This is a genomic window from Alistipes putredinis DSM 17216, from assembly GCF_000154465.1.
Taxonomy (GTDB): Bacteria; Bacteroidota; Bacteroidia; order Bacteroidales; family Rikenellaceae; genus Alistipes; species Alistipes putredinis.
Map to the genome: position 1 here is coordinate 179,896 of NZ_DS499577.1, position 21,726 is coordinate 201,621.

General features: G+C 50.8%; 18 protein-coding genes. 6 read left to right on the plus strand and 12 right to left on the minus strand.

What is annotated here, in order from left to right:
• Nucleotides 1-137: 137 nt before the first annotated feature.
• Nucleotides 138-1,820 (minus strand): glutamine--tRNA ligase/YqeY domain fusion protein, encoded by a 1,683-nt coding sequence (locus ALIPUT_RS01030; RefSeq protein WP_004327727.1) that lies wholly within the window; start codon nucleotides 1,818-1,820, stop codon nucleotides 138-140.
• A gap of 47 nt (nucleotides 1,821-1,867) precedes the next feature.
• Nucleotides 1,868-2,914 carry a hypothetical protein gene (locus ALIPUT_RS01035; RefSeq protein ID WP_004327728.1) on the minus strand — a complete coding sequence of 349 codons (1,047 nt, stop codon included), beginning with the start codon at nucleotides 2,912-2,914 and terminating at the stop codon, nucleotides 1,868-1,870.
• Between the two features lie 160 nt (nucleotides 2,915-3,074).
• Here ALIPUT_RS01035 and ALIPUT_RS01040 point away from each other — a divergent pair, with 160 nt between their 5' ends.
• The 3 genes from ALIPUT_RS01040 (at nucleotide 3,075) to ALIPUT_RS01055 (ending at nucleotide 6,485) form a co-directional block, all read left to right on the plus strand.
• Nucleotides 3,075-3,611, plus strand: coding sequence for an RNA methyltransferase (locus ALIPUT_RS01040; protein ID WP_004327729.1), 537 nt, complete (start codon nucleotides 3,075-3,077; stop codon nucleotides 3,609-3,611).
• A 78-nt stretch (nucleotides 3,612-3,689) separates the two neighbouring features.
• Entirely contained in the window at nucleotides 3,690-4,505 is an 816-nt protein-coding gene (gene panB / locus ALIPUT_RS01045) for a 3-methyl-2-oxobutanoate hydroxymethyltransferase (RefSeq protein ID WP_004327730.1), read from the plus strand.
• Nucleotides 4,506-4,964: 459 nt separating this feature from the next.
• Nucleotides 4,965-6,485, plus strand: a complete 1,521-nt coding sequence (locus ALIPUT_RS01055; protein ID WP_004327731.1) for a hypothetical protein — start codon at nucleotides 4,965-4,967, stop codon at nucleotides 6,483-6,485.
• A gap of 65 nt (nucleotides 6,486-6,550) precedes the next feature.
• Here ALIPUT_RS01055 and ALIPUT_RS12270 read toward each other — a convergent pair.
• A protein-coding gene (locus ALIPUT_RS12270; RefSeq protein ID WP_390384717.1) for an IS3 family transposase occupies nucleotides 6,551-7,881 on the minus strand; the annotation gives its coding sequence in 2 pieces (ribosomal slippage) (nucleotides 6,551-7,437 and nucleotides 7,437-7,881; 1,332 coding nt in all).
• Between the two features lie 58 nt (nucleotides 7,882-7,939).
• Nucleotides 7,940-8,842, minus strand: coding sequence for a hypothetical protein (locus ALIPUT_RS01070; RefSeq protein ID WP_004327734.1), 903 nt, complete (start codon nucleotides 8,840-8,842; stop codon nucleotides 7,940-7,942).
• A 387-nt stretch (nucleotides 8,843-9,229) separates the two neighbouring features.
• Between ALIPUT_RS01070 and guaB the strand changes: the two genes are divergently transcribed.
• Genes guaB through guaA form a run of 3 tightly spaced genes read left to right on the plus strand, consistent with a single transcriptional unit; the run spans nucleotide 9,230 to nucleotide 12,495 of the window.
• The gene (gene guaB, locus ALIPUT_RS01075; RefSeq protein WP_004327736.1) at nucleotides 9,230-10,702 is read left to right on the plus strand and encodes an IMP dehydrogenase; all 1,473 of its coding nucleotides are present in this window, start codon (nucleotides 9,230-9,232) and stop codon (nucleotides 10,700-10,702) included.
• 14 nt (nucleotides 10,703-10,716) lie between these two features.
• A complete protein-coding gene (locus ALIPUT_RS01080; protein WP_004327737.1) occupies nucleotides 10,717-10,959 on the plus strand; it encodes a hypothetical protein in 243 nt (80 codons plus the stop codon).
• Nucleotides 10,960-12,495, plus strand: a complete 1,536-nt coding sequence (gene guaA, locus ALIPUT_RS01085) for a glutamine-hydrolyzing GMP synthase (protein ID WP_004327738.1) — start codon at nucleotides 10,960-10,962, stop codon at nucleotides 12,493-12,495.
• 152 nt (nucleotides 12,496-12,647) lie between these two features.
• Here the strand turns inward: guaA and ALIPUT_RS01090 are convergent, their stop codons facing one another.
• From ALIPUT_RS01090 to ALIPUT_RS01125, 8 genes are all read right to left on the minus strand, one after another.
• On the minus strand, nucleotides 12,648-14,354 hold the full coding sequence (locus ALIPUT_RS01090) for a glycoside hydrolase family 13 protein (RefSeq protein WP_004327739.1): 1,707 nt from the start codon (nucleotides 14,352-14,354) through the stop codon (nucleotides 12,648-12,650).
• A 283-nt stretch (nucleotides 14,355-14,637) separates the two neighbouring features.
• Nucleotides 14,638-15,621: a nucleotidyltransferase domain-containing protein gene (locus tag ALIPUT_RS01095; RefSeq protein WP_050751430.1), complete on the minus strand. Its 984-nt coding sequence runs from the start codon at nucleotides 15,619-15,621 to the stop codon at nucleotides 14,638-14,640.
• A gap of 253 nt (nucleotides 15,622-15,874) precedes the next feature.
• On the minus strand, nucleotides 15,875-17,014 hold the full coding sequence (locus ALIPUT_RS01100) for a DegT/DnrJ/EryC1/StrS family aminotransferase (protein ID WP_004327741.1): 1,140 nt from the start codon (nucleotides 17,012-17,014) through the stop codon (nucleotides 15,875-15,877).
• A gap of 6 nt (nucleotides 17,015-17,020) precedes the next feature.
• Nucleotides 17,021-17,629, minus strand: coding sequence for a sugar transferase (locus ALIPUT_RS01105; protein ID WP_004327742.1), 609 nt, complete (start codon nucleotides 17,627-17,629; stop codon nucleotides 17,021-17,023).
• Between the two features lie 11 nt (nucleotides 17,630-17,640).
• Entirely contained in the window at nucleotides 17,641-18,462 is an 822-nt protein-coding gene (locus ALIPUT_RS01110) for a glycosyltransferase (RefSeq protein WP_004327743.1), read from the minus strand.
• A gap of 5 nt (nucleotides 18,463-18,467) precedes the next feature.
• Nucleotides 18,468-19,505, minus strand: a complete 1,038-nt coding sequence (locus tag ALIPUT_RS01115; protein ID WP_022460537.1) for a glycosyltransferase — start codon at nucleotides 19,503-19,505, stop codon at nucleotides 18,468-18,470.
• Nucleotides 19,506-19,513: 8 nt separating this feature from the next.
• Complete coding sequence (locus tag ALIPUT_RS01120; RefSeq protein ID WP_004327745.1) at nucleotides 19,514-20,611, minus strand: glycosyltransferase family 4 protein; 1,098 nt, start codon at nucleotides 20,609-20,611, stop codon at nucleotides 19,514-19,516.
• A gap of 4 nt (nucleotides 20,612-20,615) precedes the next feature.
• Nucleotides 20,616-21,725, minus strand: a complete 1,110-nt coding sequence (locus ALIPUT_RS01125) for a sugar-transfer associated ATP-grasp domain-containing protein (protein WP_004327746.1) — start codon at nucleotides 21,723-21,725, stop codon at nucleotides 20,616-20,618.
• Between the last annotated feature and the right edge of the window lies 1 nt (nucleotide 21,726).

The window sequence follows — 21,726 nt, forward strand, 5'->3', positions numbered from 1 at the left end:
AGCAACGACAGGGCGTCGGAAATTTTCCGTGAATGTCCGATATGGAGTTTACGGCGAATATTGAAAACACGATTTATCAATCGAAAAGCCGGAGCTTCGATAGCTCCGGCTTTTTCATTTTACCGTAGAAGAAATATCTATTTGTTGATCTTGGCCCACGAATCCTTGAGGGTCACCGTGCGGTTGAATACCGGGTGTCCGGGCTTGGAGTCCGTGTCGGCGCAGAAATACCCTACGCGCTCGAACTGGAACGGCTGCCCGATGGGAGCCTCCCCAAGCGACGGTTCCAGATAGCCTCGGGTGACGATCATCGAATCGGGGTTGAGATTGTCCTCCCAACTGCCGCCTTCGGCCACGTCGTCGGGATCTTCGGTCGTGAAAAGCGGGTTGAAGAGCCGGATTTCGGCTTCGATCGCATCGGCCGCCGATACCCAGTGGATCACGCCTTTCACGCGGCGGCCGTCGCTCGACGAACCGTTGCCCGACTCCGGGTCGTACGTGCAGCGAAGCTCCGTGATGTTGCCTTCTGCATCCTTGACGACCTCTTCGCATCGGATCAGGTAGGAGTAGCGCAGGCGCACCTCCGTACCGGGACTCAGGCGGTAGTATTTCTTGGGCGGGACCTCCATGAAGTCGTCGCGTTCGATATAGATCTCGCGCGAGAAAGGCACCTGGCGCGTGCCGGCGTTTTCGTCTTCGGGATTATTGATCGCCGTGAAAAGCTCGGTTTTGCCTTCGGGGTAGTTGGTGATGACGACTTTCAGCGGGTTGAGTACCGCCATGCGGCGTTCGGCGACCTTGTTCAGGTCTTCGCGCACGCAGAACTCCAGCTTGCCCAGGTCGATCACGTTGTCGCGCTTGGCTACGCCGACCATTTCGGCGAAGTTGCGCACCGAAGCCGGCGTATAACCCTTGCGGCGCAGGGCGCAGATGGTCGGCATGCGGGGATCGTCCCAGCCCATCACGGCGCCCTCCTGCACGAGTTTCAGAAGACGGCGCTTGGACATCATCGTATAGGTGAGGTTCAGACGGGCGAATTCGTACTGGTGCGAGGGGTAGATGTCGAGCGCTTGGATGAACCAGTCGTAGAGCGGACGGTGCACGTCGAATTCGAGGGTGCAGATCGAGTGGGTGATCCGTTCGATTGAATCGCACTGGCCATGCGCATAGTCGTACATCGGATAGATGCACCATTTGTTACCCGTGCGGTGATGCTCGGCGTGCAGGATGCGGTACATGATCGGGTCGCGGAACAGCATGTTCGGGTGCGCCATGTCGATTTTGGCTCGCAACACCTTCTCGCCGTCGGCGAACTCGCCCTTTTTCATCCGCTCGAACAGGTCGAGGTTTTCCTCGACCGAGCGGTTGCGCCAGGGCGACTCCTTGCCGGGCTCGGATACCGTGCCGCGCGTGAGGCGGATCTCTTCCTGCGTCTGGTCATCGACATAGGCCAAGCCTTTCTTGATCAGGACGACGGCCCAGTCGTAGAGTTGGTCGAAATAGTCCGACGCATAGCGTTCCAACGCCCAGTCGAAACCCAGCCACCGGATGTCGCGCTTGATCGAATCCACGTACTCCACGTCCTCCTTCACCGGGTTGGTGTCGTCGAAACGCAGGTTGCACTTGCCGCCGTATTTCTTGGCCAGGCCGAAGTTGATGCAGATGCTCTTGGCGTGGCCGATATGCAGGTAGCCGTTGGGTTCGGGCGGGAAACGGGTCTGTACGCGCGTGTCGCCCTTGGCGATAGACTCCTGAATGATCTCTTCGAGAAAGTTCGCGGCTTTCTCCTTGGTATTGGTGTCGTTGGTTGCGATTGCCATAGCAGGTATATTTTTCACAAAATTACAACTTTTTTCCGCCTTTGCGTCTATTTTTTGGGACGGTAAACGGTTTTTTGCAGATTGACCGATACTTTCAGGATCTGTTGCAGGCCCAGGCCCACGCCGTCGTAATGGAAATAGAATCCGGCCGAAACGCCCACCGTGTTGTTGAAGAAGCGGCGGTTGTAGGTGACGGCCGTCTGGTTGTAGATCTTCTTGGGGGTTGCGTAAAAGGGGCCGCTGGCATAGAGTCCGGTGCCATAGATGTCCCAGAAGGGGAGCATGTTCTCGCCGACGTAGAGTTCGTTGAGCAGACAGACACCCCAGCGGCTTACCGACAGGGCGAGGCGCCCGCCTTTGGGCGCTTTCCAGCCCTCTTCGGTGCGGCGGTCGCGCTGCAGGCTTTGCAGGTAACCCAGCCGGGCATCGAAGGTGTAGGCTCCTTCGTAGCGGTAGCCGACGTAGGGATTGAGCAGGATGTGGTCCACGACCCCTTCGTCCAACTCCGTATTGTCGGTTTTGGCGTAGTGGAGCAGGGTCATGACATAGCCGCCGTACCAATGGCGTCCCTTGTATTCGCCGCCCGAGAGGATGCGGAACTTCTCGCGCGTCTGGTACGAGCGCATTCCCTCCCAGTCGATGGCGAACTCGATGAAGGAGCCCGTTTGGGATTTATAGTGGGCGGCCAGGCCCTGGATGCGATTATTATAGAACGAGTAGGCACTGCCCAGGAAGAACGGATCGTATCGGGCCAGCAGCAGGGAGCGCGGGAAAATACCGGCTACGGCCTGTGCCGTCTTCGAGTTGAACTGGTAGTAGATCTGGGGGTCCACTTTACTCAAGAACTTGTGTTCCTTGTCGCCGAAGTCTTGCAACAGATCGACGGCTACCACCAGCCGGTTCTTTTCGGACCAGATAACACCCGCTTTCGGGGTCAGGCGCATACTGAAGAACGTGTGCGAATCGTCGATGTTGCAGTCCGAGTGTTCGCGGTTGTCGAACCGGGTGTCGAAGTCGGCTCCGATGAAAACCTCCTGGGCCGAGGCGCCGGCGGCAGCCAGCAGAAGTGTCAGGATAAGTGCGATTTGCTTCATAGGCGATCGTAGTCGTTTGTCGCGCGTTCCGTCCGGTTGCCGGTCCGCCGGGCGGAGCCGTCTGCGGAACGGGACGCTTTTGCGTGTATTTAGGTCGCCAAAGTTAGCTAAAATATTCGGATTTGCTTACTTTTGCCGTGAAAACAGGGAAGTTGTAACGATGAGAAAGATTACCAACGAAGAGCTGGGGCGTCCCTCTGCCGGGGAGTTCGCCCGTATGGAGAAAATGCCGGTGGCGGTCGTGCTGGACAACGTACGCTCGATGCAGAACGTCGGGGCCTTTTTCCGCACGGCGGACGCCTTTGCCGTCGAACGTATCGCCTTGTGCGGCATCACCGCCACCCCGCCCAACCGGGAGATCCACAAGACGGCGCTCGGAGCCGAGCTGACCGTTGCGTGGGACTATTTCGCCGCGACGACCGACTGCATCGCTGCGCTGCGTGCGCAGGGGTATCTCATTTACGTCGTGGAGCAGGTCGAAGGAGCCGTCATGCTGGATGAATTCCGGCCTCGACCGGGGCAGAAATACGCCCTGGTGTTCGGCAACGAGGTGGACGGCGTGGCGCAGGAGGTCGTGGATGCGGCAGACGGGGCGATCGAGATTCCGCAGGCCGGAACCAAACATTCGGTGAACGTTTCGGTGGCCGGAGGAGTCGTTTTGTGGAACTTTTTTTGGCAAGTCCGGCCAAAACGCTAAATTTGCCCCGGGTTACCGGTGGGAAAAGGAGGAATACCCGGAGGGTTCCCGATTCGAAAATTGAAAATATATAATGCTATGTCAGTAGAGAGTACAGTGAGGGCGGTCACGACGTATCGTCTGTGGGAGATGAAGCAGCGCCGGGAGAAGATCGCCATGCTGACTTCGTACGATTATTCGATGGCCCGCATCGTGGATGCGGCGGGGGTCGATGTGATTCTGGTGGGCGACTCGGCGGCCAACGTGATGGCGGGTTACGAAACGACGGTGCCCATTACGCTCGATATGATGATTTACCATGCCCGCTCGGTCGCACGCGCCGTGCGCCGTGCGCTGGTGGTGGTCGATCTGCCGTTCGGTACGTACCAGGGAAATTCGAAAGTGGCGCTCGAGTCGGCCGTCCGCATCATGAAGGAGACCGAGGCCGATGCGGTGAAGATCGAAGGCGGCGAGGAGATCCTCGAATCGGTGAACCGTATCCTTTCGGCGGGAATCCCCGTGATGGGGCATCTGGGCCTGACGCCACAGTCGATTCATAAGTTCGGTACCTATAACGTGCGGGCCAAAGACGAGGAGGAGGCCGAGAAGCTGGTGCGGGACGCTCATCTGCTCGAAGACGCGGGATGTTTCGCCATCGTGCTCGAGAAGATTCCTGCGGCGCTGGGGACCCGGGTCGCCTCCGAACTGCGGATTCCGATCATCGGTATCGGGGCCGGGGGCGGTGTGGACGGACAGGTGCTCGTGATTCACGATATGCTGGGGATCAATAAGGGTTTCTCGCCGCGTTTCCTGCGCCGTTATGCCGATTTGCACGAGGTGATGACCGGTGCGGTCACGTCTTATGTTGAGGACGTCAAATCGGGCGATTTCCCGAATGAGTCGGAGCAATATTAGAAATACGGGTTTTTATATCCTCTTTTATGTGTATCGGAAGTTCCCGGCGGAGCTTCCGATATTTTTTCGTTATGTCCTGTTCGATGCTTGAGGGGAATAGGCTTTCGTGCCGGATGGACGGCGCGAGACCGTATTGTGGCTTTCACCGCTGTATGTACGGCGATATGTCGGCGGCGGGGTGAGAGTGCCGGATCCATTACGGGGATTGCCGATCTCGAAGGTTCGGGAAAGGGACGGGAACGGATTTGTCCCGATCTTCGAAAATAGCACACGTTTCGTTTGGAATGCAATATTATTTGCTGTCTTTATAAAAGAATGAGGCCGAAATCCCGGCAGACAGGCCGATTCGGGTTTTGACCGCAGGTGAAGATCGATTGAGAATGAATGGCGGAAGGGTATCTTCTGGCGAAGATTCCCGCTGCCGACCCGAGTAAATAAATAATTAAACCTGTATCGTTTATGGAAAAACAGATCGATGCGACGGAAAATCCGTCCAGACTGGAGAACGCAAGTGCAAGGGCGTTGTCTGCCGACCGTTCCGAACAGGCATCCCGTCCCGGAACATTCAGTACTATGATGAGCGACCGCGTGATTTTTTCTTCGGCATCCGCCCGGATCGTCGCTGCGGAACAGGTAAAGGGAAACAAAATCGCAGCGATGAAGCCGGGTGCGGACACTTCGCTGGCATCGGCTGCCAATTGGAAAACGACGAACGGCAGCAACCTTTCGTTCGGAAATTTTCACGGTAAATCGTGTATGAAAACCGTAGGTGCCGGATCATCGGCAGGGGTCTGGCTCGACTATTTCGAAGATGCCCCGCTTTGTTCCCAGGGACGGCCGATGGCGACTTCGGTCGATGTCTTCGCCGAGGCTCCGGCGCAGATTCGCCTGGGAGCTGCGGATGAAACGAAAAGTATCGTCGAGCTTGCGGAATATCAAGTGGGGCGATGGATTCGGATATCGACGGTTTTGACACCGACCGGTATGCGGAATTTTCAGATATATAATAATACCGCCGGAGCCATTGTATATTTCCGGAATGCGAAGGTCGAGTTTTCCTCTTCACCGACACTCTATACGCCGCAAGCCCAGGATAATATTTGGCATGCCGATTTGGAATTTCCATGTGGCAATAACGAATTCGCAGAAGACGATCAATTCTTTTTTGTGCAGAAAAATCCGGCAACTGGAAGTACGATTCGTCAATATTGGAAACTGGTAACAGCTGCGGGAGAAGATTGGATCGAGTTTTCGAGTACTGATTCCGAAGGAACCGGCGAGCCCCAGCCGGGCGACTGGATCGCCCAGTTCGGTAATCGCAGCGATGTCAAACGCCAGTCGGCCATAGTGCAAGAGTTCGCATCGAGCGGACAGTTCCTAATTGTATGGTACGATGCTGTCAACTCATACAGTACGACTGGAAAAGATCGCATCCATATCGGCAATGGAGCGCTCGATGTCGTAAATATGAGAGCAAATAGCTTGGAAACCGATACGTTGAATGTCAAGAGTCGGATCGATGCGGGGACCATCGTCGCCACAGGCAATATCACGACGAAGGGAACCCTGACCGCTTCAAAGATCGAGGGCGATTTCCCCATGGATATACCGGATGACTTGGAGGTTAATACCGTTACGGCTTCGGGGACTGTGAAAGCTCTCAATGGAGAGTTCGATACCGTTACAGTGAAAGATAAAAACATTATATTAAATCAAGAAGGAATCACCTGTAAAGGACCCGCATTAGCAGGTAATTTGTCTGCGAATGGAATTGTATTGAAAAAGGATAATACTACATATATTGAATTATCAACTTTAGGTAATCTATACACGGTTATCCGTCTCCATAATCTTCCACAAGGCGGCCCTAAAGATTCTCGGATTCAAACCTTACCCACTAATCATATTTTTATCAATACAGATGAACCTTTTGCAGAAAATCAATTTGGTAAATTTTACCCTTTAGGTATCAAACTATAACGATATTCACTGAAAAGAGAGGAAAATTATTGATGTGCACCCCAAAGTTTGGACTGATTAATAATTCAGATAGCATGAGTTCGGTATTGTACCGGGCTCATGTTGTTTAAAGCGGTCTTTATTCGCTTGTTATTGTAGTAATTTATGTATTCCTCCAGTTCCTTGCGGAAATGATCGACAGACTCGAACTTCTGCAAATATAATAATTCTGATTTTAACAGTCCGAAAAAGTTTTCCATAACCGCATTATCCAAACAGTTTCCCTTACGAGACATGCTCTGACTAATACCTTTTTCACGCAGCCGATATTGATAGCGTTTCATCTGGTACTGCCAACCCTGATCCGAGTGAAGTATAAGTTCCGGAGCATCGGGCAGATCCTTTATGGCATCTTCAAGCATTTTCATTGTTTGGTAAAAGGTCGGATGTTCAGCTATATTATAACTTATTATTTCCCTGTTATATAAGTCCATAATAGGCGACAGATAAAGCTTCTTGCCGAACAGAGAAAATTCAGTAAGGTCTGTAACCCACTTTTGATTAGGACGTTCCGCCATAAAATTACGTTTCAGCAAGTCGGGCACCACGGCACCAACCTCTCCTTTGTATGAACGATATTTTTTTAGGCGCACCTGGCATTTAACTCCACATTCGTTCATTAACCTCAGTACCGTTTTATGGTTTATAGAATATCCGCGATTGTGCATCTCTACTGTGATACGGCGGTAACCATAACGTCCCTTATGATCGTGGTATATACTTACAATCTCGTTTTTCTCTTGTTTGTATTTATCGGGGAACTTTAACTGCTTCAGATGATAATAGAACGTACTACGCGCCATCCCCGTAACTTCCAATAGCGTGGGAAGGGTATGTTCCGGTCTTAGTTCTTCGATGGCTTTTGCCCGTTCCCGTTCTCGCGGACGATGCGTTCCTCGACTAAGACCCTCAATTTTTTTAAGTAAGCAACCTCGGCGCGAAGACGTTGGTTTTCGACTCGCAAGTCATTTTCTTCCTGTGGTTGTAGTTCCTGTTTATTAGGTTTGGTTCTCATCTTACCCCGATTATCACGGTAAAGACCGGATTCACCTTCTTCATAATAGATACGCTCCCATTTGCTCAGCGTACTCTCATTGTAAATACCGAACTTTGCCGTTGTTTCCGTTAAAGATAAGTGATTCTCGTGCATGTGCCTGATAGCTGACAACTTAAAATCGCCGCTGTAAGTATATTGCCGTATACGAAGACCTGCTTCGCCGAACTCTTTATAACGCGCAATCCAACGCGACAAAGGCGTATAGCTTATTCCAAAATGCTTGGAGGCGGACGATACGGAATGTTGCCCTCTGACAACAGACAAAACTGCTGTTAATTTCTCCTCATAACTGTACTTCATAAAACACCCCAAAAGTTATGTCCAACTTTTGGGGTGCAGTTCATATTTTCCTCTCTTTTTATAGTTTCTTGATAGTTAAACATGCAAATTCTGTATCGTCCGTATTTTCTGAAGCACCTAACTGTTGCCAGGTCGTATTTTCGAGTGTGCAGAGCAAACCGTTGATTTCCCACTGTTGGGGATTCAGAACGCGATATACATTCTCCGATCCGCTTTGTAATTCAAATTCCGGTTCTTCAGGAGATAAACATATCTTGCACGCATATTGTAAATCATGTAGAGGATTCGGATCTGCAATTGTGGCCGTGCAGTATAATTTTTCTAATCTTTGTCCCGGTAAATTCGTAAATCCGAGAAAATTGACCGGACGAGTTCTTGCATAATAGGTCGCCTTTAATATATCAGAGTTGAGTGTATTTTCATTGTCTATATTATTTTCTAATTGCATGAGTGGTGTCCCGAAGGTGTAATAAAATGCATCGCATCGAATCTCATTTGTCACAATTGGGATAGTTTGGAATCGACGTATGGATAGATTCCCAATGGAAACAATTGCTTCGACGGTAAAATTGTCCGTTACATCTGTTAAGTCAATCGTAATTTGCGATGAATTCATATTGTAATCGGGATTGATTATATATGAGGATGAATGATCTGTTTTCCCCATAATAGGAGCCGAACAGTTCCAACGGACATTACACTTTTCTTTGGCAGGAGAAAGCCACCAGATTGATTGGATTTTTGCTGTTTTTTCTTGAATGATTTCTTCAATTAAGGAATAATAGTTTGTAAGAATTACTGATGTTTCTTCCCAAACTTCCACGCCATAGACATCGTGACCATCTTTATAAGGAATTCCCAGTTCGTCACCGATCGGATCGAAATTGGTATTGTCGTCCGAGCAGGAGGTTCCGGAGGCGAGCAAAAGCGTTGCCGTAATAAAAAGCAGAATTCTTTTCATGATAGAAGAGTGTCTAACGTATCATGTATCTTTTCGGTGATTCGGCTTGCAGGACGATAGTTTGCCGATGCGCCGCCTATATTTTTATGAAGTAAAAACTTAAAATCAAGCGCACTATATTAATTAAACGATAGAATTGTAATAAAATTTCATACGGGAATCGTTTTTTGAAAAAGGTGATACTTGGATGCCGAGACCTCGCTCCCCAGAGGCAAACAATACGCTTCGGCAGCGTCGTGGTGGCTTGATGCCCGTGATTTTGAAACGGTCGCCCTGCTGTAAGGATGTTTTTCTTGCTGTGGAGCCGATTTTTTGGAAATTCGGGGCGTGTACGAAAAATAATCCAAAAATTATGATTACTTTTGCAGGCAACAAAATCTCACTCCTATGTCTTTTATCAATGAGAAGGTGCAACCCGAAGGACTTACGTTCGACGATGTGCTTTTGGTGCCCGCATACTCCGAAGTGTTGCCGCGTGAGGTCAGCGTAGTGACCCGTTTTTCCCGAAACATCCAACTCAACATCCCGATCGTATCGGCCGCCATGGATACGGTGACCGAGGCGCCTCTGGCTATCGCCCTGGCCCGCGAAGGCGGTATCGGCGTAATTCACAAGAATATGTCGATTGCCGAGCAAGCGGCTCACGTGCGGAAGGTGAAGCGTGCCGAAAACGGTATGATCTACGACCCGATCACTATTTCCAAGGACGATACCGTAGGCGATGCGCTGGCATTGATGAAGGAGAACAAGATCGGCGGTATTCCCGTCGTGGCTCCGGATCAGCATTTGATCGGCATCGTGACCAACCGCGATTTGCGGTTCCAGCGCGATATGAACCGCAAGATCGACGAGGTGATGACCAAGGAGGGGCTGGTGACCACTCACAACTCCGACTTGCAGCGTGCGGCCGACATTCTGCTGCGCAACAAAATCGAGAAGTTGCCCGTAGTCGATGCCGACGGCAAGCTCGTCGGATTGATTACCTATAAGGATATTACGAAAGTGCAGGACCATCCCAACGCCTGTAAGGATGCGAAAGGCCGTCTGCGCGTTGCGGCGGGGGTCGGCATCACACCCGACGTGATGGATCGCGTGAAGGCGCTCGTCGATGAGGATGTCGATGCCGTCGTGCTCGATACGGCCCATGGCCATTCGGTCAATGTGAAGAATACGCTGCACAAGATCAAGGCGGTTTATCCGGATCTGGAGGTGGTCGTAGGCAATATCGCCACGGCCGAAGCCGCCGAGTTCCTGATTTCCAACGGTGCCGACGGCGTGAAGGTGGGTATCGGCCCCGGTTCGATCTGTACGACCCGCGTCATTGCGGGCGTGGGCGTGCCGCAGTTGTCGGCTATTTACGGCGCTGCGTCCGTAGCCCGCAAGTACGGCATTCCGGTCATTGCCGACGGCGGTTTGCGTTATTCGGGCGATATCGTCAAGGCGCTTGCCGCAGGCGGCGACTGCGTGATGATCGGTTCGATGTTCGCCGGTACGGAGGAGGCTCCGGGCGAAACGATCATTTACAACGGCCGCAAGTTCAAGAGCTATCGCGGCATGGGGTCGTTGGACGCTATGAAAGCCGGTTCGGCCGACCGCTACTTCCAGAAGGGCGATGTGAATATCAATAAACTGGTCCCGGAAGGTATCGTGGCCCGTGTGCCCTTCAAGGGAATGCTTTCGGAAACGGTTTTCCAGTTGGTCGGCGGTATTCGCGCCGGTATGGGTTACTGCGGTGCGCGGGACATCGAGGCGCTCAAGCAGGCTCAATTCATCCGCATCACCTCGTCAGGTATGCAGGAGAGCCATCCCCACGATGTTGCCATCACGAGCGAGGCGCCGAATTACAGCAGCGAGCGCTAAACTCCTGACCCGCTATGTCGAATTTCCGAAGAAATCGGTTGCGAACGACCCGATACGATTGGGCGGCGGTGTTCGTTGTTCTGACGCTTTTGGCGATCTGGTGGTTTACGGGCTGTCGGTACGCATGGATGCGCCATCTGGTGTTGGCATCGGCGCTTTTCTATTTTTTCGTCGTCCGTATCGCCGTGAATCTGTACCGTATGAAAAAGGATAATTCGGAAAATGCGAGTGAAGAAAATAAAACCAAATTAGGATAGATGCAGGAAAAAATAGTCATTCTGGATTTCGGATCGCAGTACACGCAGTTGATCGCACGCCGCGTGCGTGAACTCAACGTCTATTGCGAGATCCACCCTTTCAACAAGATCCCTGAACTGGATGCTTCGGTGCGGGGCGTCATTCTTTCGGGAAGTCCCTTTTCCGTACGGGACGAGAAAGCCCCGAAGCCCGATCTGACGGCGATCAAAGGTCGTCTGCCGTTGCTGGGCGTCTGCTACGGCGCACAATACCTGGCTCATTTCTACGGCGGCGAAGTGCAGTCGGCTCCCAGCCGGGAGTACGGACGTGCGATGCTTACGGTCGTCGAGCCGTCCGATCCGCTGATGCAGGGAGTTCCGTCGCCTACGCAGGTGTGGATGTCGCACGGAGATACGATTACCTCGGTTCCCGACACCTACCGGGTGATCGCCAGCACGGAGGACGTGCGCTATGCCGCCTTCCGTATTGAGGGAGAGCGGAGTTGGGGTATTCAGTTCCATCCGGAGGTGTATCATTCGACGGACGGCATTACGCTGCTTCGGAATTTCGTGGTCGGCATTTGCGGCTGCAAACAGGACTGGACGCCGGAGAGTTTCGTCGAAACGACCGTCCGGGAATTGCGTGAGAAGTTGGGCGACGACCGTGTAGTGCTCGGTCTTTCCGGCGGTGTCGATTCGTCGGTGGCTGCCGTGCTGCTGCACCGGGCGATCGGCAAAAACCTTTATTGTATCTTCGTGGATTCGGGGCTTCTGCGCAAGAACGAGTTCGACAGCGTGCTCGAATCGTACAAGGGGATGGGTTTGAATGTCAAGGGTGTCAAGGCCCACGACCGGTTTTTGGGCGACCTGGCCGGAGTGACCGATCCCGAGAAGAAGCGCAAGATCATCGGCCGCGATTTCGTGGAGGTGTTCAATGCCGAGGCCAAGCAGATCGAGAACGTAAAGTGGCTGGCGCAGGGTACGATCTATCCCGACGTGGTGGAGTCCGCTTCGGCATCGGTCAAGGGACCTGCCGCGATGATCAAGTCGCACCACAACGTCGGCGGCCTGCCCGAAGAGATGCACCTGAAAATCGTCGAGCCGCTGCGCCTGCTCTTTAAGGACGAGGTGCGCCGCGTGGGTAAGTCCCTCGGCATCGATCCGCAGCTGTTGGGGCGGCATCCGTTCCCCGGTCCGGGCCTTGCGATCCGTATTCTGGGCGATATTACCCCGGAGAAGGTGGAAATTCTGCAAAATGTGGATAAAATCTATATCGATGCCCTGCGCGAGTGGGGACTTTACGACCAGGTATGGCAGGCGGGAGCGATTCTGCTGCCCGTGAAGAGCGTCGGCGTAATGGGCGATGAGCGCACGTACGAGAGCTGCGTGGCGCTGCGTGCCGTAGCTTCGACCGATGGCATGACGGCCGACTGGGTGCACCTGCCGTACGATTTTCTGGCTGCGGTGTCCAACGACATCATCAACAAGGTGCGCGGGGTCAATCGCGTAGTGTACGACATCTCTTCCAAGCCGCCCGCAACGATCGAGTGGGAATAGGAATTTAGGTCGAAAATGCAAAAGACGGAAACCCTGCGGTTTCCGTCTTTTGCATTTGTAAAATGTCGGTTCTTTGGCGGGAGTTTGGCGGCCGGCCTTTACTTGTGGGGGCGTTCGGAATGGGTTAAACGCAGCTTCGGTGCGGTTCGCTGTTATGCGAGCCGGTACAGTATCCCTTCGTAAGGCCGTAGTTCGATCGGGCCTTCTTTTTCGGCTATCGGTGGGGCAGGGTAGTTATGCAGCAATGGCATGGCTTCGGTCAAATCCGTTTTCGGGTCGAACCGGGCAGCCTTCGGGCTGAAGTTCAGGACTGTGAGGTAGTTTCGGCCTGTCCCTTCCCGCAGGTAGGCGAATACCTGCGGGTTGTCTGCATCGACCAGCCGGAACGAGCCGTAAACCAGGTCCGGATGTCCTTTGCGCAGCGTTACGGCCCGTCTGAAGAAGTTCAATACGGAATCGGGGTCGCATAGCTCCCGGGCGGCGTTTACCTCCGTGTGGTTGGGATTGACGCGAAGCCAGGGTTTCGCCGTGGAGAATCCCGCGTAGAGCGTTCCATCCCATTGGTAGGGCGTGCGGGCGTTGTCGCGTCCGATTTCCTGCTGCTCGCGCAGGAATTGTTCCGTATCGCCGCCTTCCCGCAGGAGTTTGCGGTAGTGGTTGCGCGTGTCAATGTCGTCGTACTCTTCGATGCGGGTGAATCGGATGTTGGTCATGCCCAGTTCGTCGCCGGCCAGCCAATAGGGGGTTCCCCGCATCGTGAGCAGGAACATCGTGAGCATTTTGGCCGACAGGTCGCGCCACTCGGGGGCGTCGCTGCCGAAGCGCGAAACCATGCGCGGCTGGTCGTGGTTGCCCAGATAGATCGTAGGCCAGCCGTCGCCTACGGCTGCGTCCCATTCGGCGTACATACGCTTGAGGGCGAGCAGGCTGTACGGGATACCGGTTGCGGGATCGTCCGCCTCCGTTTCGTTGCGGATGTCCGCCGCGCCGAAGTGGTAGAGCATGTCGAGCTCCTGCCGTTCGGGTGCGATGAATTTCCACCCCTCTTCGGGGGCGGTTTTCGAGCCTTCGCCGACGGTCGTACAGTCGTAGCGGGAGAATACCTCGCGGTTCATTTCGTGCAGGTAGTCGTGCAGGTGCGGTCCCAGCGAGTAATAGGGAAATACGTCCGGGTATTTGCGAAGGTCGATCTCCGGAAACGACGTGTCTTTTGCGATGTAGGGAATCGAATCCAGACGGAATCCATCGACCCCCTTGTCGAGCCAGAAACGCAGAATGTCGTAGATTTCGGCCCGCACCTTGGGGCTTTGCCAGTTGAGGTCGGGCTGCTGCCGGGCAAAATAGTGCAGGTAGTAGGAGCGTGTCGGGGCGTTGTAACACCAGGCATCGCCCTTCTCGTCGAAATGGCTCTTGCGGTAGGGCGGGTGGCCCTGTTCCTCCGGCCACCAGAGGTAGTAGTCGTAGTAGGGGTTCTCCCGCGAGGTGCGGGCCTCGCAGAACCAGGGATGCTGGTCGCTGGTGTGGTTCAGCACCAGGTCGAGGAGAAGACGCATGCCCCGTGCGTGTGTTTCTTTCAGGAGCCGGTCGAAATCCTCCATCGTGCCGAAGTCAGGCATGATCTGCCGGTAATCGCTGATGTCGTAGCCGTTGTCGGCGTTGGGGGATGCGAAGATCGGATTGAGCCACAGGGTTTCGATTCCCAGCCCATGCAGGTAGTCGAGTTTTTCGGTGATTCCGTTCAGGTCCCCGATGCCGTCGTCGTTGCTGTCCTTGAAACTGCGGGGATAGATTTGATAGACGATCGTTTCTTTCCACCAGGCTTTTTGCAAGGCAGGGGATGGAGGAGTGAATATGGGCATATTGTTCAGGATTCTGTTATACGATCGCAAGATAAGAAAAAAGAGAAGTAGAAGGTTCTTATCGGAGGAAAAAACGACAGGGAGTCAAAGACTCCCTGTCGTTCGATTCATATTTTTATGGCAATCGGATTTTACAGGCTACCTCCCTGGCGGACGGAAAAACGAAACGAGCGGACTTTTTCGACAGGCGGTTGCAGATGTCCTTCGTGCAGATATGGGAACACCCTTCCGCGGCAATCGAGATGCGGTTCTGCTCTGCCGATGGCGTGCGGAATGCTTCGATTCAGATATTTTTCGGATTTTTCAGGTGGAACAGGAGCGAAGGCAGGATTACGTCCCGCCAAAAATTCTCGGGCAGTAAGGTGCGGTATTTCCAGCGGCATGAGAAGAGTTTGCGGGTTTTCCGGCCGATACGGGTCAGGCGGTTACCTGACGGAGTGCGGTACACTCCGAAGCCGAGAATGTCGTTCAGTACCCGCTGTTTGAGCTGTGGATCCGGAACGGCAGAGAGCAGCGGTGTGAAATCCTCGTCGAGCAATTCGCCGGCCAATGCCGTGAAAATGTTATAGACCGTGTCGTAACCGGTTGCAGCGTAAAGCGTAAGGATTTTCTCGAAGTCGATTTCCGATTGCTCGCTGCGCAGGAAAAGGCCCCAATCCAGCAGATGTCGGAGGTTGATGCCTTCCGTCCCGAAATGCCGGGCCATGTGGCGCAGCAGATAGAGTGCGTTGAACATCGGGGATGGGGTGTAATAGCCCGCCGGCGCTAATCGGCTGTTCTCTGCTTCACCCACGAGAAAATCGTCTATGGCACGCTCCGTCCGGCGGTGCGACGGCATAAGCAGATGGCTGTGATTTTCGACCATGACGCCCTTGTAATGGAAAACGGCATGTTTTTCACTATCGTAATTGATTTTAATCCCCAGCTCTTCGATCAAACGGTTGCCCTTGTCGCAGTCGTCGAGCCACAGATCTATGTCGCCGCATTCGCGGTGCTCCGGCCGGGGGTAGTAAATGCTGAGGCCCAGCCCTTTCAAAAGGATCGTACGGACGCCGTGCGAAGCGAAGAGCGTTGTCAGTTCGTGTGCGGCACGGGTCTGTTGGGCATGGCGCTTCTCGATGGCTTCCGAACTCAGGGCCCAACGGATTTTGAGGGCTCTGGAGGGCTGTTGCTGTTCCGGGAGCCGGAGAATCGTGTCGAAGAGCAGGGCCGTAACGCCGTGTTGGGCCGCAAGGGTAAAAAGACGGGTCCAGTCTTCTTCAGACAAGTTCAGTATGTTTGGCTGTAATATGCTAGGGGTAATGGTTGGGCGCAACAATGCAAGCAGCAAAGTATGAAGTTTATACGTAATATCTTTTTGCACATATTCCGGAAATGGCTTTATTGGTCGATCATATACTTTGCTGTTTTTCATGTTATCAACTTGTAATTTTTATATCCGGATGTTGTTTATGGCTGCTTGATTGACAGATGGTTCTAATGTATATCCTTAATACGAAGCATAAATAGTACGATTCGATTTATCGGATAAATTTTTTTATGGATGAAACAACTTCGAGAATCTGTTCGTCGGTTAAAGAGGGGCCGGAAGGAAGACATAGTCCTCGTTCGAAGATGGTTTCCGCAATTTTGTTTCCATAATATGCGTTGCGTGAGAAAATTGGCTGCATATGCATCGGACGCCAAAGCAGACGTGATTCGATATTCTCCTGTTCGAGATGTATGCGAATGTCATTCGCTGTTTTGTTATTGCATTTTTTCGCATCGACTTCGATGCAGGTCAACCAGAAGTTCGAATCGTATTCGGAGGATGGATTCTGCTTGACATGAATTCCTTCTGTGTCCGCGAAGTTTTCGGAATAAAGTGTATGTATTGCCCGGCGGCGTGCGATATATTGTTCGAGAACAGTCATTTGACCTCGACCTATACCGGCGCAAATATTGGATAATCGGTAGTTATAACCGATGTGTTTATGGTAGTAATAGGGGCGATCTTCACGTGCCTGCGTAGCGTAGAAAATTGTGCGTTTCGCCTCTTCTTCGGTTCTGCAAATCAGGGCGCCTCCGCCAGAAGTAGTGATCATTTTGTTGCCGTTGAACGACAGCGCTCCGAATTCTCCGAAAGTGCCGCATTTTTGCCCCTTGTATTCAGATCCGATAGCTTCTGCTGCGTCTTCGCAGATTGGAATATTGTACTTTTCGGCAATGGCGCATATTTCGTCTAATTTGGCTGGCATGCCGTACAGATGTACCGGAATGATGGCTTTAGGATATTTTCCGGTTTTAGCTTTTCGATCGTGGATGGCTTGTTCCAAAAATTGTGGCGACATATTCCAAGTTTCCTCTTCTGAATCGACGAAGACGGGTGTTCCGCCCAGGTAGGTTATCGGATTGGCTGATGCCGAAAATGTGAACGATTGGCAAATCACTTCGTCTCCGGGACCTATTCCCAATTGCAAAAGTCCCAAATGAATGGCTGCTGTACCGGATGAGAGGGCAACGATATGTCTGCCCTGTCCGATGAAAGTTTCTAGATCTTTTTCGAATGCATTAACGTTGGGGCCGAGCGGAACGACCCAGTTGGTATCGAATGCTTCTTGAATGAATTGCTGCTCACAGCCGCTCATACGTGCCAGCGAGAGATGGATGCGTTGTTTCATAACGAATTATTTTTGAATTTCCGGAGTCGGATACGTGTGGAAAATCGTTTGGAAAATTAGTTTCAGATCTCCTCGAAAAGTGTGGGTATAATAGTAGTCGAGATTGATTTGAACTTTGTCCGGAAAAATTATTTCATTGTTATATTTTACAGGATCGGGGACTTGTGCCAGTAGCTCTTCCTCATTGGCATATTTGAGCGAGGCTGGTCCGGTTATTCCTGGGCGTAATTTCAGAATGAGTTTATTTTCTCCAGTTAGTTGATCCGCATATCCGGGTACATCGGGACGTGGTCCGACGAAACTCATGTCACCGATCAATACATTCCATAATTCGGGGAGTTCATCGAGTTTATATTTTCTCAAAACGGCACCCAAAGGGGTGATTCGGCTCTCTCCTGCAATGGAAATACTGGAGCCTGAATGGATTACTTGCATCGAACGGAATTTATACATCGTGAAGAGCTTTCCCTCTTTTCCGACACGAACCTGTTGGAAAATGACAGGGCCTCCCGGCATTTTGATTTTGATCAAAATAGCTATGATTAGTAGAATCGGACATAAACAAATCAACCCCAAGAATGATGCCGTGCGGTCGAAAATCCACTTTGCGTCCATTGTAATGACAATTATCGAAAAATTTTATACGCGATTTTTTTTACCCAAGCAGGGGCGATGAGCAGACAGAACATGGCATAGGCGAATAAGTCGGCGGTATGGCCGTAGTGCAAGTTTTTGTTGATTTGCAATCTGTCCGCCAATTGTTTTTTTGCAAAAACCCATCCATTCCGGCGCTTTTTGAACAAGGCTTCGGTCATTCTGAATTTCAATACTACGTTCGGAAGATTTGCTATATTCACTCCATGCATTAGGCCGTCGTACCAAAGCATCGTATCTTGGTTTTTCCGATATTCAGGGCGGTAACAATGTCCGATTTTATCAAAAAAACTTTTGCGGAATAAAACGGCGGGATGGGCGAGGGGATTTCTTTTCGCAAAAAATTTCTTGCATTCGGTGGGAGTCGCTGGATAAACGATTGTTTTCCCGGATTCGCAACCTTCTTCGTCGATTTCGTTGATAGCCCCTCCGACGACATCTATTTCGGGGTGTTCATTCAGAAAACAGATCTGTTTTTCGATGCGATCCGGCAACGAGATATCGTCTGCATCCATACGGGCGATGTATTCGTAACCGTTGTCGAAACATATTTGGAGCAGATCGTTTAAGACGCAGGCGAGTCCCCGATTCTCTGCAAAACGTACAATCGATACGTTTTTGTTATTTTCATACGCTTCCAGACATGAATTTAAGGAATTTCCTATGGGACCATCTACTCCTATATATATTCGACAGGAATAAGTCTGTTTTATGATGCTGTCAATAGCGGGGCGGACGTATTGGGGCGTATCGTTTTTATAAACGGGGATAATGACGGCAACAGGATAATTCATCGTGATTAGAGTTTTGTATATTTTTCTATTATGTCCATCCACTGCTGCAAAACGGTATTTTTGTCGACTAAGTGTTTGATTGTATTGGATGCGCGAAGTCCGATCTCGCGTGCAGCCGTTTCATTTTCCGATAGATATGAAAATGCTTGTGCGATCGAGTTTGCATCGTCGGCGAAGCATCCGTTTATGTGATCTATAATTAGTTCTTTTGCACCAGATACTTTTGTACTGATTACAGGCAATCCGAGGTACATTGCTTCTATCATTGCATTCGACATTCCTTCATAGTCGGAAGATAGGACGAATACTTGTGCCGATTTCATTTGTGAAGCTATGTTAGCAGACCTGCCTTGTAACCTGACACGACATCCTTTTCGTTCTATATATTCTTCGAGTTCCTGTCGCATAGGGCCTTCTCCATAAATATCTAAGCAGTGATCAGGATGGGTTTTACTGAAAAGTGCAAAAGCATCGATCATCATTTTCTGGTTTTTTTGAGGATCGAGTCGTCCGACGGAGATTATTTTCTTTTCTTTGTGGCTGCTTAATGCTGATTGCCATTCGAATTGTTCTGATATGGGATTGGCGATTACGGATATGCGCTTATGGTATTTTGCTGGAAAATATTTCTTAATCTCCGGGGTTTGTACAACCATATGTTGCATTCTGAATAAGAGCATTCTCCGTATTATTTTTCGGAATAGGCTGGCTTTTCCTGGGTCATTTCGTTCGGAAACAATAATAGGTGTCCGGGTAAACAGCATACAAGCCAATGTTGCTACAAACACAGGTAACATGAAGGCGATAACAAGGTCATATTGCCGTAAATATTTGCGTAGCCACAATAATTTAGCCGTGATGTCCCGGTGATGATCATCTGCAAATGCGAGTTTTATTGCCGGATTTATGTCGTATGCAATCATCCGTTTTCTTAAACATACGATGCTTACTTCGTAGGTTTTACAAAGAGAATTAGCAAGGGTAGAGAGGACACGTTCTGATCCACCGGAGGATAGGGTGTCCGTTACGAATACTATTTTCATCAAAAGGATTACTTTTTATCGGATGGTTGAAGGCATACAACCTTTTTTATGAGGTTTTCCCATTCTGCGTATATTTTTTCGGGAGAGTGTGTTTCGCAGAGTTTATGCGCATTATGGCTAAGATTGTCTGCGAAAAATTGGTCTGATAGTATTTTCTCCATTGCGGTCTGTAATGCTTCCACGTCGCCAATGGGGGTTAGCAATCCATTTGTCCCGTTTTTTATCAGAAATCTCGCGCCCCCACCTTTGCAGTCGGTCGATATGCAGGGTACTCCTAAAGCCATCGCTTCCATCAGTGCGTTGGGCATACCTTCGAAGTCGGATGAAAGCACGAACAGTGAAGAACGTTCGATTTTCTTCCGGATTTCTGTCGTGTAACCGGGAAAGCTGACTTTGTCGGCAATTCCCAAGTTTGAGGCCAATAATTCGAGGTCTTTCCGCAGCGGACCGTCGCCGTAAATGACCAGTTTGTAGGCTGGATATTTGGCTGTTATACCCGCGAATGCTTTTATCAGGAGAGCATGATTTTTCTGTTCGGTCAGCCTGCCGGAGGAAACGATCTGCTTGTTTCTCGGACCTGAGTATTCTGCGGTGATGAACTCCTTGTTGATCGCATTCGGAATGATTTTTACGGCTGCGCTGCCGATGGAATTCCCGTACCAGTTTTTTTGAATTTCGGTTTGGAACACCCAGCCATCGGCTTTATGGGCAACTTTCTTCAATCGCTTTTGTTTCGAAGGAGGGTACGTGGAGGGATCGACACGCTCCGAAGCGATAATTTTGGCTTTGGTGAGGAATCGAAGTGATAATAGCAGGATTGTCGGTATCGGCAACATAACTATATAACAGTCGCATCGGGTTTTGCGGATGAGCTTGCATACTCTGTAGAAACGAAGCAGATTGTCGTGCAGGAAGTTGCTCCGTTCTTGCTGGTGCAAGAGTGCTTGGCGACTTATTTTTGTCGAAAGCGGATACGTCGCCTCGTCATCGGATATGGTGATAAATTCGATATCGTGTTCACGTTGGCAGAGAAAATTGGCGAGGTTGCAACAAACTCGTTCGGCTCCTCCGCCCGAAAGTCCGCTTGTAAAGAAAACGATCTTCATGTTATTATTTACGAATCAATTGCAACATTTTGCCGGTGTTCTCTCCGAACAAGGATTCGCCGTTGACCATTTGGCAAAACCAAGCACTTTGCCCTGTCGTATTGACTTCTATAAGAACAACGGCTCCTTCTGTATCGAGAGACAGATCCCAGGACAGAATCCCTAAGTACGGTAGATTCGCATGCATTTTTAGTACAGTTTCTTTTATTCGAGTCAAATTCCCCCCCCCTATGTTGTAGCCTGAGAATTTGACCTTTGTATCCGGGTGAAAAACAAAATGTTCTCCTTGTTCCGAAAATGCTTCTTTTTTTAGTGTACCGTCTGCGTTTATTCCGATACATACTCCTCCGTAATGGATGTTATCACGATCGGATGAAGATCGGCCCAGCCTCAATGCGATGGGGCAAATATGGATTCGGTCGTCGAGGATATAGGTTATGACCCGAAACGTATTTACAGACGATGGATTCAATGTGGCAAGAACGTCCGCTTGATGGATTAATTCCTGTACAACGAAATTATTTCCGAATTTTTCCAGTACTTCCCGAACGGCCAAAGAGCTGCCGATGTCTTGTCCTCCGACAAAGTTGCATATCTGCACATCGCGTCCGCTACTGGTGTCTATCGTCTTTTTCACCACGCATTTGCCTCGGTCGAATAATGACATATAGGCTTCGGCTGGGGATAACAGAGCATTGTTCCCGTTTCTGTATATGCCTTTTACGCAGGATAGATAGGTTTGGGGGATGTGAAGGCCTTCTATTCCGGAGAACAATAGCGGCAAAAAACTTTTGTCGCCCAATATTTCTGCTTCTCTGTATGGATTGAGTTTCGGCTCCAATCGTGTCGAAAATAGAATTTCGGGGAAATAATCTTTGCAGTATATGCCGGTGTAGCTTTGGTACAGTCTGTGCCAGGCCGTAGATAACGATTTTCCGTAGTTTTTTCGGAAGAATTCTTTTATCTCCTGCTTCTGGGTTTCAGTCAGGGAAACTTTATCGATCAATTTTCGTTTTTTTTGGATGTTCTGCCTTTCCGAATAGGATACGAGTACTCGCCGGATCGTTCGGCTGATTGCCGTCAGATGATTTTCTATCGTATGTACAGTGCCCATT